The 16,318-nt window shown below is 64.8% G+C and carries 18 protein-coding genes; 9 read left to right on the plus strand and 9 right to left on the minus strand.

All coding sequences use genetic code 11. The annotated features are described in order from the left end of the window. The first annotated feature begins 256 nt into the window (after positions 1-256). Positions 257-931, plus strand: a complete 675-nt coding sequence (locus tag ACYQ5L_RS05085; protein WP_459955859.1) for a hypothetical protein — start codon at positions 257-259, stop codon at positions 929-931. A gap of 19 nt (positions 932-950) precedes the next feature. On the opposite strand, the gene ACYQ5L_RS05090 is transcribed toward ACYQ5L_RS05085, so the two are convergent. Together ACYQ5L_RS05090 and ACYQ5L_RS05095 are read right to left on the minus strand one after the other, a co-directional pair. Then, on the minus strand, positions 951-1,469 hold the full coding sequence (locus tag ACYQ5L_RS05090; protein WP_459955861.1) for a YbaB/EbfC family nucleoid-associated protein: 519 nt from the start codon (positions 1,467-1,469) through the stop codon (positions 951-953). A 14-nt stretch (positions 1,470-1,483) separates the two neighbouring features. Next, positions 1,484-1,777, minus strand: coding sequence for a hypothetical protein (locus ACYQ5L_RS05095; RefSeq protein WP_459955862.1), 294 nt, complete (start codon positions 1,775-1,777; stop codon positions 1,484-1,486). A 275-nt stretch (positions 1,778-2,052) separates the two neighbouring features. On the opposite strand from ACYQ5L_RS05095, the gene ACYQ5L_RS05100 reads away from it, so the two are divergent. Next, complete coding sequence (locus ACYQ5L_RS05100) at positions 2,053-2,607, plus strand: hypothetical protein (protein WP_459955863.1); 555 nt, start codon at positions 2,053-2,055, stop codon at positions 2,605-2,607. 107 nt (positions 2,608-2,714) lie between these two features. Next, positions 2,715-3,926 (plus strand): MFS transporter, encoded by a 1,212-nt coding sequence (locus ACYQ5L_RS05105; protein WP_459955864.1) that lies wholly within the window; start codon positions 2,715-2,717, stop codon positions 3,924-3,926. Here the strand turns inward: ACYQ5L_RS05105 and ACYQ5L_RS05110 are convergent. Then, a complete protein-coding gene (locus ACYQ5L_RS05110) occupies positions 3,890-5,200 on the minus strand; it encodes a hypothetical protein (RefSeq protein ID WP_459955866.1) in 1,311 nt (436 codons plus the stop codon). The two genes, ACYQ5L_RS05105 and ACYQ5L_RS05110, sit on opposite strands and share 37 nt — an antisense overlap. 157 nt (positions 5,201-5,357) lie before the next feature. Between ACYQ5L_RS05110 and ACYQ5L_RS05115 the strand changes: the two genes are divergently transcribed. Together ACYQ5L_RS05115 and ACYQ5L_RS05120 are read left to right on the plus strand one after the other, a co-directional pair. After that, on the plus strand, positions 5,358-6,737 hold the full coding sequence (locus ACYQ5L_RS05115) for an aminotransferase class I/II-fold pyridoxal phosphate-dependent enzyme (RefSeq protein WP_459955867.1): 1,380 nt from the start codon (positions 5,358-5,360) through the stop codon (positions 6,735-6,737). Then, a complete protein-coding gene (locus ACYQ5L_RS05120; RefSeq protein WP_459955869.1) occupies positions 6,734-7,924 on the plus strand; it encodes an MFS transporter in 1,191 nt (396 codons plus the stop codon). Before ACYQ5L_RS05115 ends, ACYQ5L_RS05120 begins: the two co-directional genes overlap by 4 nt. Here ACYQ5L_RS05120 and ACYQ5L_RS05125 read toward each other — a convergent pair. After that, positions 7,911-9,032, minus strand: a complete 1,122-nt coding sequence (locus tag ACYQ5L_RS05125; RefSeq protein ID WP_459955871.1) for a nucleoside hydrolase — start codon at positions 9,030-9,032, stop codon at positions 7,911-7,913. The genes ACYQ5L_RS05120 and ACYQ5L_RS05125 overlap by 14 nt on opposite strands. A 129-nt stretch (positions 9,033-9,161) precedes the next feature. On the opposite strand from ACYQ5L_RS05125, the gene ACYQ5L_RS05130 reads away from it, so the two are divergent. From ACYQ5L_RS05130 to ACYQ5L_RS05140, 3 genes are all read left to right on the plus strand, one after another. Beyond that, complete coding sequence (locus ACYQ5L_RS05130) at positions 9,162-9,887, plus strand: hypothetical protein (protein ID WP_459955873.1); 726 nt, start codon at positions 9,162-9,164, stop codon at positions 9,885-9,887. A 771-nt stretch (positions 9,888-10,658) separates the two neighbouring features. Further along, positions 10,659-11,561 (plus strand): helix-turn-helix domain-containing protein, encoded by a 903-nt coding sequence (locus ACYQ5L_RS05135; RefSeq protein WP_459955874.1) that lies wholly within the window; start codon positions 10,659-10,661, stop codon positions 11,559-11,561. Next, positions 11,558-11,743 carry a DUF397 domain-containing protein gene (locus ACYQ5L_RS05140; protein ID WP_459955875.1) on the plus strand — a complete coding sequence of 62 codons (186 nt, stop codon included), beginning with the start codon at positions 11,558-11,560 and terminating at the stop codon, positions 11,741-11,743. The genes ACYQ5L_RS05135 and ACYQ5L_RS05140 overlap by 4 nt, the downstream gene beginning before the upstream one ends. Positions 11,744-11,774: 31 nt before the next feature. On the opposite strand, the gene ACYQ5L_RS05145 is transcribed toward ACYQ5L_RS05140, so the two are convergent. Beyond that, on the minus strand, positions 11,775-12,164 hold the full coding sequence (locus ACYQ5L_RS05145) for a hypothetical protein (protein WP_459955877.1): 390 nt from the start codon (positions 12,162-12,164) through the stop codon (positions 11,775-11,777). A 273-nt stretch (positions 12,165-12,437) separates the two neighbouring features. Between ACYQ5L_RS05145 and ACYQ5L_RS05150 the strand changes: the two genes are divergently transcribed. Then, a complete protein-coding gene (locus tag ACYQ5L_RS05150) occupies positions 12,438-14,141 on the plus strand; it encodes a hypothetical protein (RefSeq protein WP_459955879.1) in 1,704 nt (567 codons plus the stop codon). A 32-nt stretch (positions 14,142-14,173) separates the two neighbouring features. Here the strand turns inward: ACYQ5L_RS05150 and ACYQ5L_RS05155 are convergent, their stop codons facing one another. From ACYQ5L_RS05155 to ACYQ5L_RS05170, 4 genes are read right to left on the minus strand one after another with little or no spacing between them, the layout of a single operon-like run. After that, complete coding sequence (locus ACYQ5L_RS05155) at positions 14,174-14,524, minus strand: toxin-antitoxin system YwqK family antitoxin (RefSeq protein ID WP_459955881.1); 351 nt, start codon at positions 14,522-14,524, stop codon at positions 14,174-14,176. After that, positions 14,508-15,356 (minus strand): hypothetical protein, encoded by an 849-nt coding sequence (locus ACYQ5L_RS05160; RefSeq protein WP_459955882.1) that lies wholly within the window; start codon positions 15,354-15,356, stop codon positions 14,508-14,510. The genes ACYQ5L_RS05155 and ACYQ5L_RS05160 overlap by 17 nt, the downstream gene beginning before the upstream one ends. Further along, complete coding sequence (locus ACYQ5L_RS05165; protein WP_459955884.1) at positions 15,353-15,799, minus strand: TY-Chap domain-containing protein; 447 nt, start codon at positions 15,797-15,799, stop codon at positions 15,353-15,355. The genes ACYQ5L_RS05160 and ACYQ5L_RS05165 overlap by 4 nt, the downstream gene beginning before the upstream one ends. Next, entirely contained in the window at positions 15,796-16,287 is a 492-nt protein-coding gene (locus ACYQ5L_RS05170; RefSeq protein ID WP_459955885.1) for a DUF6301 family protein, read from the minus strand. The genes ACYQ5L_RS05165 and ACYQ5L_RS05170 overlap by 4 nt, the downstream gene beginning before the upstream one ends. Positions 16,288-16,318: the final 31 nt, after the last annotated feature.

The following is a 16,318-nucleotide window of genomic DNA, read 5'->3' on the forward strand; positions in this document are numbered from 1 at the left end:
CCGAGTACCGCCTACCACGAGCCCCCTTTGATCCAGGTTCCGCATGAACGCCTGCCGGTGTAAGTGCTGATCTTGACGAGTCCGACTGTGCCACAACGACGCATGTGAACTCAACACGAACGGGAAGTGGGGCAGCGGGTTTCGAGTAGTGGAACATTCGAGACCTCCGCCGCGGCCTCGACGGGCGTCCACGGCCGGGCCCGCGCCGCTGATGGGGGCCGTGCCCGAGCCCCCGGCGGTGGTAGGGTCCGGCCGTATGAGCGACATCTCGCAGGCGCGTGCCGAGCTGGACCGGCTGGGCGAATCCCTGCGCGCGCAGCTCGTCGAGCTCATTACCGAACTCACGCCGGGCGCCGACCTCGACCTGCTGTTTCTCGATGAACCGGGCATTGTCGACTGGCATGAGCCGTTGAAGTACCGGTACTCCGCCGACTCCTTCCGCGGTGAGCGCGCGGACGTGCCGGCCTCGGAGATCGTGCGCCGGGCCGTCGCGCTGCTCACGGCCGGCGGCTGGCAGGCGGCCGAGACGCGGGAGCCCGGCGCGACCGAGCGCACCGTCGTCACCGGCACCCGTGACGGCAACACGATCGAGATCCAGGTCGGCGAGCACACGCCCACCGTGTATTACAGCGGCCACACCCCGGCCATGGCTTTGCAGGCCGCGTCGACGTTCGAATGGCCGGACCCGGTCAAGACGGCCGAGACCGTCACGCCCGGATATGTGCTCTGCTACGAGTGCGACGGCCTGGGCTGGTGCCCGGAGTGCGGCGGGCGCGGCTGGCTGCCCGATGCGGCCAAAGGGCGCGTGAAATGCCCCGAGTGCCATCAGGAGCGGGTGTGCCCGATCTGCCGCGGCGCCGGTCAGCTCGCCATCTCGCAGCTGTCGCCGTACCAGCGTGGGTACTACCCGCAGTTGCGCGAAGACGAATGACGCGGCAGCGCGGCCGGATTCACCAGCCCCGGTCGGTGGCATCGGCGGCCCCGGTGTCGGACCGCCAGTCGTCGAAATCGACGGCGTTCGTGAATTCCGGCGCCGGTTCGGCCTTTTCGCTGAGACGCTCGCGAGAGTTGGGGGCCGCGAGCGAAGCCGGAATATCGAGCGGCGCCTCGGGCTCCAGATCGGGAAAGCCCTCGAACAGCTCCGACAGCTTGGGCGCCTTCATGCGGTCCTCGGTGAGGGGCCGCATCAACTCCTCCACCTTGCGCGCCACCTCCGCGGACGCGCTCTGCGCGGCCGTGGTGACGGCCCGCGCGATCTCGTCATAGCTCAACTCGTCGATGCTCGCGGAGAACTTCGTCGCGATCACGATGCCGTCGGCATTGACGGTGACGGTGACCCGCCCGCTCGAGGCGGTGGCGCTCGCCGTCAACCGGGCCCGCTTCTGGGATGCCTCGGCGATGGCCCGCATCTGCTGGGTGAATCCTTCGAGGATGGACGCCGTCGCGGGATTCCCGAATTCCATGGACATTCGAAATCTCCGAACTACTTCGTCTGACGCTTGAACCCGGTTTCGTTGGTTTTCTCGTCGTTCTTCAACCGTCCTCCGCCGTCGGTCAAGTTGGTCGCCAGCGTGTCGAACGACGTCGCGATATTGTCCGACCCGGTCGCGATGTTCGTGCTCCCGGTCTTGAACCCCTTCTCACCCTCGGCGAACTTGGCTCCGAAATCATCGTCCCCCCACGCCGCCTCGCCCGGCGATACCGCCCGCCGCGCGGTCACCGCGACATCGGACAATCCATCCCGAATCGTCCTCGCGAGCTTCGAAATCTCGCTCACCGCATGCGCGTCCGCATGCACCCTTCTTCCGGACATTGCGGTCCCCTTCCGGGTCGAAAGCCACCTGCGCCCAGCGCATTGCGACCGATGCCGTACACAACGAGACCGACTTTGCCACAGCCCCACAGTGCATACAACGTGAACAGCGATTAACGGCTGGTCCCCGCCAGCACTGGAAAGATACCCGTCCCACACCTACCGTTAAGATCACCAACGCCACGGGACCCCGCGCGGCATGATGGCAGCGCACCGCCATCACGAGGAAAGGATTCGGCGTGCCAGACGTTCTGCCCCTAGCCCGGACCAACGCGGAAGCCCGCCTCTACATCAGCCTGCAACCCTGCCCCACCTGCGGCGAACCCAAATGCGCCTTCCGCAGCTCGGTGGTGAATATCGAAGGCGTCCTGGCCAGTCGCTACACCGGCCAGTGCCCCCGCTGCGGCAGCGAGCGCGAATACCGGTTCCGCATCCCCGACGAGGTGCTCCCCCCGCCGGCCGGCTCCGTCCGCTACGGCGAGGACAACCCCTCCGAACTCCTCGACCCCGGCCTGTGGCTCTGGTACTCCGACGCGGTGGCCCGCGCCATCCCCGCCGATCCGACCGGCCTGGACGACGCGGCTGTGCGCACCAACCGTCATGCCCTGGCCACGGCCGTCGCCGCCGTCGAGGAAGTCCTGAAGTTCCTCCCGCCCGCCACGGAGCGAATCCCCCTTTCCGCCTTCACCTCCGCGGATGGCCTGGCCATGTACGAACGCGAGCCCGGCCGCTTCACCCGCACCCGCCTCACCACCCTGCGCGACCATTACGCCGCCCAACTCGCGCGCTGGTAACTCGGTCACCGGCTGATCGCGTGTGTCGAAACCCTTGCGGGGCTTTGAATCTCGTGCTTGCCTTGGGTTTCCCGAGAGGCTGAGCCGCACCGAGAGGACTTGCCGCCGTGTCGATTCGCCGCGCCGACCCGCTGGGTTCCGACTACCGTCCGGCGCTGCTGTCGGTGCGGCTGGTGTTCCTGCTCAGCGGCTCGATATTCGCCACTTGGGCCGCGCGGATACCGACGGTGAAGGACGCCTTCGGCCTCGATGAGGCCGGGCTGGCGATCGTCTTCGCCGGGCTGAACACGGGTGCGATCGCCGGCCTGCAACTGGGCAAGTTCGTCACGCTGCGCTTCGGAAGCAGGGCGACACTGAGATTCGCGGCGCCGGTTTTCGCGCTGTGCCTGCCCGGGCTGCTGGTAGTGCCCAATCTGATCGGATTGACCATCGCGGCAGTGGTTTTCGCGCTGTTGAACAGCGTCGTCGATGTGGCGATGAATGCCCACGGCGTCGCGGTCGAGAAGGTGAGCGGCCGCGCCCTGCTGTCGGGAATCCACGCCTACTTCAGCCTCGGCTTGATCGTGGGTTCGCTGCTCGGCGCCGCGGCCGAGCGGGCCGATATCGCCCTGGTCCCGCACTTCTCGGCCATGGCACTGCTCGCGATCGCGGTAGCGGTGTGGTGCACGAGCCGATTGCTGCCCTCGACGGCCGATCGCCTCGACAGCGCGGATGCCATCGAGGGCGACGGCGGCCGGCGCTGGCCGAAACAATTGATCGTGCTCGGCCTGCTGGCCTTCTGCGTGGCGCTCGCCGAAGGCGCGGCCAATGACTGGGCGGCGGTCTACCTGCGCGACGAAACCCATGCCAGCAGCACCCTGGCCGCCGTCGGCTTCGCGATCTTCGCCGGAGCCATGACCATCGGCAGACTGGCCGGCGATCGACTCGTCGCCCGCTTCGGCCCGGTCCGCCCCTTCCTCGCGGGCACCCTCACCGCCGGACTGGGACTGGGCGCGGCCCTCCTGTTCGGCAGCACCATCCCCGCCCTGATCGGCCTGGCCCTCCTCGGCTTCGGCATCTCCTACACCCTGCCCCTGACCTTCGCCGCCAGCGGCCGCGTACCCGCCATCGCCCCCGCCCGCGCCATCGCCAACGTCTCCATCCTCGGCTACCTGGGCTTCTTCACCGGCCCCGTCCTGATCGGCTTCGTGGCCCACCGCCTGGGATTGGCGATCGGCCTAGCGGTCCCCGTCGCGGTCCTACTCCTCGCAGCTCTGGGCTCCCGCGCCCTCCGCGCCCAGCCTCAGGTCCCGGTGATCACCCGCACCGCTAGCTGCTGAGTAGCCTCATCCACCTCACCAACCCGGAACCCGCGACCCACAATGTGCCGCACCAATTCCGGCTCCGGCGCCAACCCATGCTTGAGCAGATAGTGCGGTACGGCTCCGGCCCACACCCACACCCCGTCGGTGCGGAAGTTCAACGGCACGTCCCGATCGGCGGGCGCGAACTCATCGATGTCCGTGCTGCGCGCCGCCAAGACCACCGGCGCGGATTCCAAGTACGCCAATAGCGCGTCCCGCATCTGCGGATTCACCGGCGGACGTTCGACAATCGGCTTCCCCTCCGCATCCTTCCCGTCATAGACCTTCGCCATGCGCGGCGGCTCAACGGTTTTGGCCAGGGGCGCCGGTGCGGTCAGAGGTGTCGCGTTGTGCCCGAACGGTGTCGGCATCGGGGCCGGGATGTAACCCGGCATCTGCGGAGGTAGGTGGCTGCCTTGCATGGGAGGTGTCACCGGCCCGGCGGGAACCGGCTTCGACACCGCGCCCGCAATAATCGCGCCGATCGGCAGCAGGGCGGCCAACAACAGGATGTACCAGGAGAAGTGCATTTCCCGCTCGGAGCCCCCGCCGTCCCCGAGCGGGGGAACCAGATTCAGCGCACGAACCAGCGCCGTACCGAAGATCAATCCAACGATCACCGACGCGGCGAGCCGAATCCCCCGACCGCGCGGCTCCCTCCCGGCGAACAAGATGACCGCCATGACGAAAGCCGCCGGGACAGTGAGCAACAGCGGCAGCCCCGTGCTCTTCAGAAAACCACCGAAGAGCCCCGAGCCATACCCAAAGTATTGGTACAGAACGATACCGACCACTGACAGCAGCGCCGTACCGATGAGAAACGCACCCACCCCCGTAAAGGTTTCGCTCCCGCGCCCCGCCGGATAGGGCGGACGCGGTTGCCCGTCGGCACTGACGGCTCCGCCCGCAATCGCCGCGATCGACAGCAGCACGGTCACAACGAGCATCCAGAATCCACCCCCCGGCCGTATCCCTTCATTCCCCCATTCGATGAATGTCCAAATCAGTTGGTAAACATGCGAAAATCCCAGCCCCAACGCCATTCCCGCCCCGACCCCGGCGAGCCACCGCGCCACCCGATTTCCCCGCCCGGCCACCAACAGCACCCCGGCCACTCCCGCGAGTCCCGCACAGACCACAAACGCCACACCAGCGACAGTGAAGCTGGTGCTCTCGCGGGACCCCCAAGCCGACCACCCGTCGCCGTCGAAGTCGGTCAGCGTCACAAATGAGGCAGCGAGAACCAGCACCGCGATCCCGAGTAGCAGCCCACCCCAGGCCCGCTCCGCGGAACCCCTCCGCCCGGCACCCCCACCCCGCGGTGGCGCCATGCCAGGCATCGGCGCGAATGGATTGGGTAACGAGTCAGGCCCCTGAAAACTGCTCACCCTCAGGGACCTTATGCGATTGGAGGTCGATGCCGCATTTCACCGAGGCCGCCTCCATTGGTTCCATCTGGAATATCTTCTGCTACAGTCGATCCGGCTGCGAACGCCGCGAGTAGGGGCGCGGATGTCACAGGGGCGCAGTGTATTTCAGCATGTCGTGGATCGACGAGGGGGTTCTTTCGTGAAGGGCAATTGGCAGTCCAGCAAGATTCAGGCCGCACGTTCGCACCAGGATTTGGTGTGGTCGAGCTCGGTGAACAACCTCAACGTTGTTGCGCGCGACGGCAAGGAGATCGTCCTGGACGACGGCCGCCGCATGACCGAGTTCGTGAGCTGTTCCTATCTGGGTCTCGAAACGCACGAAGATCTCCGGCGTGCGGCGGTGAATGCGATAGCGCAGTTCGGTGTTCAGCTATCCGTGGCGCGAACGCGCATCAAAGTGGACCTCTTCGACCAGCTCGAAGAGCAGCTGAGTGCGATCTGTGCCGGTGCGCACGTCGTCGTCTTCAACTCGGTGACGGCCGCGCATCTGGCGGTGTTTCCGCTCCTCGGTTCGGGTGAGCTGCCCGGGTTCTCGCTGCACCGGAACGGGCCCGTGTTCGTCATGGACCGAACGGCGCATGCCACGATTCAGATCAATCGCGGACTGCTCGGGCAATTCGGTGAGGTACTCCGGTGCGATTTCAATGACAAGCAGGCACTTTCCGAGCTCATCCGGAAGTGCTCGGGTGACAACAGGACCGTCATCACCATCTCCGACAGCGTGGGCTCCATGGGCGGCGTTGTCGACATCGCGTGGTTGCTGGCCGAACTGGAGAAGGTCGACGGATACGCGTACGTCGATGACGCACACGGCACCTCCGTTTTCGGGCGCTTGGGATCCGGGTACGCCCTCCGCTCACTGGACCACATCTTTCCGGATCGCCTGATCCTGGCGGGCTCCACCTCGAAGGCCTTCGGCGCGACCGGAGGATTCGCCGCCCTCCCGAAGCGGGGTACGGCGGATTTCATCAAACGCCATTCCGTCTCCTACGCATTCGGCGGCCCGCCCAGCCTGCCCGGCATCGCGGCCGCCGTCGCCTCGGCAGCCCTGCACCTCGACGGAGAAGTCGAGCGCCGCCAGCGCATCCTCCAGGACCGCATACGCCTGTTCGACGAAACCGCCTCCGGCGAGATCATCAACCGAGGCACCGAGATGCCGATCAGGGGCATTCTGATCGGCGACGAATCCTCGGCGGTCGAAAGAGCGCGTGCCCTGCATTCCCGTGGCTTCGCGACAACGACGGCGATGTTCCCCACCGTGCCCCTCGGCGAGGCAATGCTGCGAGTCGCACTCTCCTCCGAGCATTCCCCCGAGCAACTGCGTGCGTTCACCGCGGCTCTTGCGCAGGTTCGGTGACCACGGAGCGCGTGAGCCATCGCGCGGCCAACTTCATTGTGGTGACGACGATTGCCGTCGTCACCACTCTGTCCCTGGACATGATCGTCCCCTCCCTCACGGTCATCAGCCGCGACCTGGCGACGAGCTATCCGAATGCCCAGCTCACGATAGGCGTCTTCCTTTTCGCCTATGCCTTCTCCCAACTCACCGTCAATAGCGTGACCGCGGTACTAGGCGAAAAGAAGGCCCTCGTCTGCGCGCTGCTGCTGTACACCGTCGGGAGCGTCGTCTGCTACCTCGCCCCGGGCATCGTCGTCCTGTTGATCGGCCGAGTCCTGCAGGCCCTCGGCTCTGCTTATGGTCCGGTACTCGCCCGGGCGATCGTCCGCACACAGTTCGAGGGCAGCGAGCTCAAATCCAAACTCGCCGACCTCGCCACGGTGGCGGCAATCGTGCCGATCATCGCCCCCATCCTCGGCGGCTACCTGACCGCGGTCTCGGGCTGGCGATCCAATTTCATCGTTCTCATCGTCTTCGGAATCGCCGCCCTGCTCACCGTGCAATTGCTGTTCAGATTCCAGAACGGCCAAACGGTGAGCCGTTCCCGCGGCTCCCTCGACACCCTCACAAAGCTGTTCTCGGACAAGGGCTTCCGCTCCGGACTAATAATCCTCAGCGCCACCTATTCGATGATCTTCGTCTACGTCTCGCTGGCGCCCCGCATCTGCGTCGAGGACTACCACCTGGAGCCCCACTACTTCTCATACCTCTTCGGCCTGTCGATAGTCCTGTACCTCCTGGGCACCCGCCTCGCGACAATCCGCTTCCTCGAAGCAAAATCACGCTGGTTCTCGCTGCTGACGCTGGTCGCGAGCACCCTCGCCCTAACAGCCGCCCTGAGCCCGAAATACCTGGTCATCCCCTTCGAAGTCTTCGTCCTCTCGGCCTGCCTGTTCAACCTCTCCGCCGGCTACTTCTTCCCCCTAGGCCAAAGCCTCCTCCTATCCGGCCAAAAGAACATCTCCGCCGCCGCCTCCTCCTACGGCAGCTTCGTCCAAACCGTCTCAGCAGCCCTGATCAGCCTGCTGGCGACCTACCTGAGCAACAGAACCGGCGCGTACATCGCGGTCTTCGCGTTCGCCATGCTCACCGTGGGCATCCTTCAGCATGCCGTCGCGAGCAGAAGGCAGGCTACGACCACCTGACATCGGCGACCTGATCCAGCCGCTTGCACAGCCAATTTCTGAACAGGGAGTAGTCGGCGCTGCGGGTGAGGAAGACCAGGTTGTCACCGGCAGTCATGCGGCCGATCTCGTCGAGGCCGACCCCCTTTCGGCTGAACCGCAGGAACGCCATGCCCATCGCCAAGGCGAGTGCGAGGGCGTCATGCTGCATCGTGCTCGGATGGAAGTCGGCGAACCACTGATCCAGATGCGCGCGAATCAGCTCCCAGGCCGCCCCGTCGGCCCGGGCGATAATCTCGTATTCGATTGAGCCAATCGTGATTTCGTTCTCGGGATGGAAGGTTATGTCCGCCGGCATGAGCCAGATCCGCAGCCCCGCTCCCAATACGGTGCGGGCAGCGGGGATGTCGAGCCGGATATTGTGCTCGGCGCGGTCGGTGTGACGGTAGTTCAGCCCGCCGCCCATCTGTGTGACGATCAGGCGCGCCGTGGCATCCGGAATCTCGGTGATCACGTTGGCGAGGTTGGACATTGGGCCGATACCCAGCCATCGCACCAGGCCTCCGGCCTGCTCCAGCACATCTCGAACAGCGGCAACGACATCGCTGTCCTGGGCCGGAACGTTTTCCGGTATGAGCCCGTCCGCTGCCCAGTACTTGTCGTTCCCGAGGTCTATGCCCGCGACGACGGCAACGTCCTCGCGGCCGAGTTGATCCAGTAGATGCCGTGTCAGCCGGGCTCGCCGGCCGTCATGCTCGTCACTGGTGATGACCAGCGCCAGTTCGGGCAGCCCGGCTGCGACGGCGATCGCGATCGCATCATCCGGATCACCGCCGAGATCGGTATCAATGATCAAGGGCATCGACGAGGGCGGCGGCAGCAGATCCGGTATAGACGCCAATCTCGCGGCGGTCCCGGTCAGCCCGATACTGCGTGCCCGTTCGACCATCGCATCGCGCAGCTCGTTCGTCGACAGCTCCGGTGGATTCTCGCCACTGGTCATATCAGGCATCCTCCAGCCGCTGCACTTCTCAGAGTGATCGTCGTCGATGTCTGCATCGCCGGTCTGACGGCCGCCACCGCACTCGCCGAGACAGGAAAAACCGTACTGGTCCAGGGGCTTGCGCACCCACGCAGGATCTTCATGGATTCGTTGAGAAAGTCTGAAATGTGATGGTCGCCACTGCATTTGACCAGGTCAGCGGCTGTGTCGTTGAATTCCTGCGGTTCATGAATCACAAGGGACAAGGGGGTTTTCATGGCGATCAGCCGAAACACCGGACATGCACGTCGAATCGCCGCACTGGGTGCACTGCCGATCGCGTTGGCGGTGATGTGCGCGGGTCAGGCATCCGCTACGCCGGTTCCGTCCAGCGCGCCGGTCAGTCAGAGCGCGGTCGTCGCCGGTCACGCCGTGACGGTCCTGGACGCGAACACCATGACCATTGACGGACATGTCGTCACGGTGAACGGCGCCGACGTCCGGGTCGACGGTCAGCCCGTCACATTCCGCACCGCGGCCGCGCCGGGCCCGGACATCACCACCATCGCCGCGCCCGCCGACTTCGACCCGAACAAGGTCGGTACCGGCGCGCTGATCGGCGCGGCGGGCGGCGCGGCGCTCGCCGGCATTCCGGCGGCCGTCGTCGGCGCGGTGCCCGGCGTTGCCATCGGCGCCGTCGCGGGCGGCGTGGCCGGCTTCCTGATCGGTATCGGCACGGTCGCAGCGGGCACATTGATCGCCGCAATGGTCGGCTGCGCCACCACGGGCTGCATCATCGACGTGCCCGTCTTCATCGCCGGCCTCGCCGCCGAAGCCGCCACCGCGGTTCCTGCCATCGCGCTCGGCGCGGTGCTCGGCGGTGTCGCGGGTGGCGCTATCGGCGCCGCCGTGTTCGGCCTCCCGGCCGCCGCGGTCGGCGGGCTGGTCGGCGCCGGTGTCGGCGCAGGCGTGGGTGCCGCTGCCCCGCAGGCGATCCCGTAGTCACCACCGACGCTGACCGCACATCCGGTGGCGGCGAACCCGGCGTTGTTCCGTCGGATTCGCCGCCACTGGTGTGAGTTAGGTCCTCTCACCGTGCTCCCGCTGATCCGCTGGATCTCCGAGTCGCCCCTCGCCTCACCGCGGCGGGAAATCGGGAGCCGGAATCGGCCAAGTCCAACCGTTCCGCTCACGGATCTCCAGGAGTTGCGCCCGCCTGCTGCACGAATGCTGCGTAATGCTGGTGCCTTCCACGCAGTTGCGATGACACCACAACAGGGATTGCACATGCTCGGGGAACCGCATCGCCGGATGCTCCGGCGCCCGATTGTGGTTCAGCATCGAGGCATTCACAGCACAGTCACCTTCCATGCCGGGGGCGGTGCCGGTGGCCGGGGGCTCCGCTCGGGTCTGGGATGTCGAGAAACCCGCCGGTTAAGAGTGGGAGCCGCAGGGAGCGACGGCTTTCGGGGTGGCTGTCGCGGTAGAACCCCCAGCAGCTCCAGGCGATCACGGCTGTGCACAATGCGAGCAAGAACAGGAATACCCAAGCGTCCCAAGGCATGACGAATCCCCTCGATCGAATGCTCGTCGCGGATATAGGAATGAGTGCATGCCGATGGCGGATGTCATTGTCGTTACCGGCAGCTGATTCTTAGTAAACACCCGATTTGCGCCTGGTGATACGCCTACAGTGGACTGTCTACGAATCAGATGGAAGTCCAGTTCGGACGTGTTCACCGTAAGCAACCCCCAGATAGCGAGGCTAACGAAATGGCCGGTTCGACGGTATCTCGCAGGGCCTTCGGGAAGTTCCTCCGCGCACTTCGCGAGCAGGCACATAAGAGCACTCTCGCGGCAGGGCTGCGGATAGAAATCTCGCGGCAAACAATTATGCGGCTGGAAGACGGTCTTCCGACCAAGGTGACGACTCCGCAACTCGAATCGCTACTCGACTTCTACGGCGTGCACCCTGCGGATCGCGACAAGGCTTTGGAGCTGTGGCGGGAGGTGAGGCAGCAAGACAAGATCGCGAAAGTCCAAGGTACAGCAAAAGGTTGGTGGCATGGGTTCAGTGGCCAGTACCTCACTCATTTTGCGCACTACCTGCGGCTCGAGGCTGATACCAATCGCATGACCACACATCAGCTGGTGCTCGTGCCCGGTCTGCTCCAAGCTCCTGAATACCGTCGGAGTCTCCTCCAAGCCGACGAACCCAACGCCTCTGCCGAGGAAGTGGAACGCGGGCTTGAACTCCTGGCGATCCGCAGGCGAGAACGGCTGGACAGCAAGGATTTCCATGTACTGGCGTTGCTTTCGGAGGCGGTATTGCGGCATCAGCCCGGAAACTCCTCGGTCATGGCTGGTCAACTGCGCCAACTGATCGAAGATAGTGAGCGACCGAACGTCTCGGTTCGGGTGCTGCCGTTCGAAGTCGGCATGCACGCCGGGCTCACGGTTCTCTCGTTCACCCTGCTCCAGTTTCCGCGATTGCCGAACAAGCTGGTCGAGCCCTCAGTCGTGTACACGGAGGGTTCAGAGGGAGCGCTCTACCTCGAACGTGGCGATGTGATCGATCGCTTTTCAGAAGCGATCACGAGCATGCAGCGGGTAGCGTTGTCCGAAAGCGCCACCAGAGATCTGGTTCTGAAGATCGCGAAGGAGTACCCGGCGTGACCCCCATCCCGCCCACCCATACCTGGTTCAAATCCACCCGCTCCGCCAAGCAAAACGAATGCGTCGAGGTCTACTTCGGCGAACAGGTCGGAGTCCGCGATTCCAAGAACAGCGGTCCCGAACTGTGGTTCACCGGTGACCAGTGGGACCGCTTCCTCGTCAGCGAGATCTGGCAGGGCTGAGGGACTTCCGACTACTTCTCGCTGATTGGCGTCAGAAGTAGGTTTTGATGGCGGTGTCGAACTTCTCGTCGGCGACGTCGACGTTTCCGGCAGGTTGGTAGTTTCGGGCGTGCACGTGGGTTAGGAACTCGTCCGGGATGGTCAACGGGTAGTGGGATAGGTAGTGGATGGAGTCGACCCGCCAGATCCATTCTCCGTCGGACATCAGTGATGGTCCGCTGCCGATGCGTTTCGCCGAATCGAGGAGATCGGGGGAATCGCCCATGACGTCGAAGACCGGTGTGGCGGCCTTCATGTACTCGACCACGCGGTCTCGGTTGTCGGCCAGTAGCTCGGTGCGTGACTCGTGTAGGGACGGAAGGTCGTGGCGCGCGGCGCGAAACATCTCGCGGTAGATGCCGACCGGCTTCAGTTCGGACATGGTCAGGTCTCCTTCCGGGGTCACCACGCGGGATGAGGAGGCGTGCTCTCGCTCATAGCTGGCGTTCTTCCCCCTGCAACCGGCGTGAACGATCTTAATCAGTACTTTTTCACGTAGCTTGTCCGATTGCACAGCAGGAGGTCGCCGCTTCACGGGCGTCTGCCACAATGACGAACTTGTCACTGTGTGGCATCGTCGACTTCGCGCCCGGGAGGAACCAGGGGGTGCCGGAGTAACGATGTGCCGTTCTGAGCTTGGGGAAGTGGTGTCGAAGTGAGTCTGCCGTCGCTGCGGGTGGTGCGAGCGCGCTGGTTGGCGCTGGTGGCGGTGTGCAAGGCCGTGGACCGGGCCGCTTCGGCCGGCGCCGTCAAGGACGGGTATTGGTACGCGTCACCCGGCCGGACATCATCGGCCCTGTTTCCGCTGCCCAACGGCCGGGGGGTGTGGCTGGCCGAATTCGGCCTGGCCCCATCGGCGCCTCCCGAGTGGGTCGGCCAGGCAATGGCCGAGCGGCAGATCGGCTTGGACGGCAAGCCGCTGCTGTGGTGGGACGGCCAGCAGTGGGGCGGCACTCGCGCCGCGCTGGAAAGCGAGTGGATCGCGATGTTCCCGGGCTTCGAGTCCACCGGGGCCGTGGCCGAAGAGCTGTTGTCATTCCATGTTCCGCCTACCTGGGGCGTCGGCGAGGACGACGACTGGGACGCGGACTTGGAAGATGACGAGGAGGAAGAGGACAGCGAAGACGGCCCCGCCCAGTGGGCGCGTGATGCCGCATTCCGGCTGGTGCGCGCATGCGAAACCCAGACCGTGGATCGCGCGACCCTCCGCGGATTCGTCCTGTCCTGCAATGCCGGCGAAGCGGACGTGGACCGCGGCTACGACGTCTTGGTCCGGGCCGGATTGACCAGTGAAACCAACCCCGCTCCGGTAGTAGACGGAGTGGACGGCCTGACCGAGCAGCAAGCCCTGGACGCCGTCGCCCGGCACTTGGTCGACACCGGAATCGATCTGGCGGTCTACGCCCCCAATGGTCTTGCCGCTCAACGTCTCGAACTGGGTTGGTGGGTGTACGCGCCGACGGAGGAAACCCGAATCGGGGCAGCGTGGTTCTACGTCGGCGATGACGGCGTGGTGGAGCAGTCCTCGTCCTCACTGGGGCCGGACCTCGCCGCGGAACACTTCGCCATGAGCTACCGAAGCCGCCATCCAGTCGCACCGACCGTGCCCTCCGGGATTCCTCAGGGCCTGACGTGGGCGACCATGCCGCCGACCAGACTCGCGGTCCCGCCCGGTTTCGACCGCCTGCACGTCTTCAATTTCCTGGCCCGCGCCCCTCTCCCTGAGCCGGACGCCGGCGACATCGAGTGGTCACGCCACAATGCCGGCGAATGGCGGTACTTCGCAGACCCGCATGTGGACCGGACCCAGTTGCAGCGCCACAACATCCAGGGCGGCATAAAGGCCGACGGTCGAGGCGGATTCTCCGAGCGGTGGGTCAACCCGAACTTCACTCCGACACGGGAGTACATCGGCGGCCTGGAATTGACCACCGATATCGACCTGGCGCTGTATCGGCTGCTGATGGGCTACTGCGACATCGGCGACTTCGTGAAGATCCTCACTGATTGCACGCTGCACATCGTGCTGTCCCCTTCAGACGCTGAAGGCAAACAGTGGCCGACCTATCCCATGGATGGCTACGACCACGTGCTGGACGTCTACACCTCTCCTGCATTCCTGCCGCCCGATGCGAATCCTTGGCTGCGCAAGCAGATCGATGGTGGGCAGGTGGCACTGAACCTCAGCAGCCGCGAGGGCACCCTGATCCGTTTCAATCCGGGCACCCGCTTGTCCGGCAGCCTGCCTGGCAACGATCTGCTGTTCTGGACGTGCGAACTCGCCCAGGCGGAGGCGATAGCGCAAGGCGTCGACCCGGCGGCCTTGTTCGGCCCGCCCTTGACCACTACGCGTAGCTGATTCCGAACCCGGCTGCCGTTCGGGCCGGGTCACTACTTCTCGATGGGATTGCCTTCTTCGTCCCAGGCGCGGGACGACACCATCCGTCCCCGCTCATTGAATTCCTGCTCCAATGCCTGAACTCCATTGTCATGCCATTCCCGAAACGTCCCGAACACGCGTCCCCGCCGGAACTCCCCCTCGGATTTGAGTGGGCCGCCTGCCCACCACTCCCGAGTAGGGCCGTTCTTGATGCCGTTCACATAGAACTCTTGTGAGAGAAGTTCGTCCCCGATCGCCTCGACCACTTCGCCCGTGAACGGTTCGCCCTGGTACTCGAGGCGCAGATCGTCTCCGACGGAGATCTGATCGCCGTCGAGGTTGCGGTCAATCCTCTGCATCATGGCCCTTCGGTGTGAGGAACATCCGGATATCCGTGGGCATCTGTACCAGGTTGAGCCGGTAGATGTCATTGCCCCAGGTGACTTCATCGGTACGAGTGGACGGCGGTAGCGCGGACTCGCCCAGTGCCATGTGAAGAGTGGGGGACAGCAGTGTGAAGACATATCCGAGCCGTAGCTCGTCGTCGTCCGGCACCGGCATGCTGATCGGGACTTCCAACCCTTGGGTTTTGGTCTCTGCCCAGAGGTAGCCCTTGGCGGAGTGCGGGCCGGTATCGAGTTGAAAGTAGTTGGGGGCGATCTTTCGGATCGGCCACCCGAATGCTCTCGCAACCAGGTCCGGATCGAATCGCCATGCCGGGTCCAGCGATACCAACTTGGCCGCCAGCGCCATGATTTCATCGGGTTCGAGTACCGCCCAGTCGGGCTTCCGCACACCCTCTGGTACCGGTCGGGGGGCAGGCGGTGGTGCAGGTCGCGCAGTGGTGGGAGCGGTCTTGGTGAGGGCGGGCGCGTGAGTTTGCCCAGGGAATTCCTGTGCTTCCCGGATGGTGAGCCCAGCGGCTCTTACACCGAGTTTGATCAGCCCTTGCCATCGGGTGATGGGGAGGGAGGGAATGGCCTCCAGCACCAATGACCATTCATCGTCACCGCTGCGCCACAGTTTGAGGCCGTACTCCGGCAGGGCCGAGGTCCCTTGTCCGCGTGTGCCCAATTCGGTGCCGACGGGATCGGTTGCGGCGCCGGTGGCGGAGAGTAGCAGGGCTTGCCGCAGCACATCGAGATGAGTTTGGTCGAGAGGCCCGGTGAGGGTGAGCCGAAGCCGGCATTTCATGACAGCTCCCGGTAGGGCAAGCCCAGATCCAGCTCAATGGGCCGATTCCTCTCAAGGCTGTTCCACGCGTGATAGCTCAGCGCTGACAGGTCAGGAAACCGGTGGTAATCGCGGAATCCCGTGACGACCATGGTCGCGAGCTGGCGGTAGATCGCCGAGGGGATCGGCCACGGCAACTCGATCCACCAGTTCTTGCCATGATCGGCGTTGCCCGGTGGTTCCCAGCCGACGTTGGTCATTACCTCGGGAGCAGCATCGATGGTGGCGTGACCGAGAATCGCATCTCCGAGAAACTCACCCCAGATACTGTCTTCCAGTTGCACGACCTGCGACTGGACATACGGTCCCGATGGCTTGGTTCCACCGATGGTAACGATCGCGCCGTCGGGGAGTCCGGCGAGCTGATCGGCCAGACGTTCGGCGAGCTGGTCCCACTCGGTCAAAGCTGTCCCTGTTTCTGAAGTCTGACGATCTCGTCGTGCCGAGCCAGCCCCTCGTTGGTCATGAGATGGAGACTCACGCTGAGTGATAGAGCCTTGAGCAGGAGTGTGGTCTGCGCGCCGGCCCAGCGAATTTCAGGGAGCTCTCCCGGTGTCCGGGCGGTCGGTTCACCGAATGCGCCGGTCAGCGCGGCGGTGTAGCCGGCGAAGGCATCGAGGACTCGCGCCCTACCGACAGCGTCCTTTTCCGCATAGGAAGTGACTTGCACCTTGATGTCCGCAGCGCGCCCGCCCAGGCTGGATACGCCACCGGTCGATCGCCCGAATCCGGTATCGAATTTCACCAACTCCGACAGCGTGTTGTTGAGTGTCCAGCCGAAATCCGCCACCAGTTGCGGTGCATCGTCCAGATTCCACGACCACTCGAGTGATCGCAGGCGGGTGGCCAGTGCGACGATCTCGGTGTCGGTCAGCGCTCGCCATTCTCTCATGCAGTGCTCCCTGTCTGCCCTGGGTAGTTGG

This window comes from Nocardia sp. IFM 10818, from assembly GCF_054655275.1.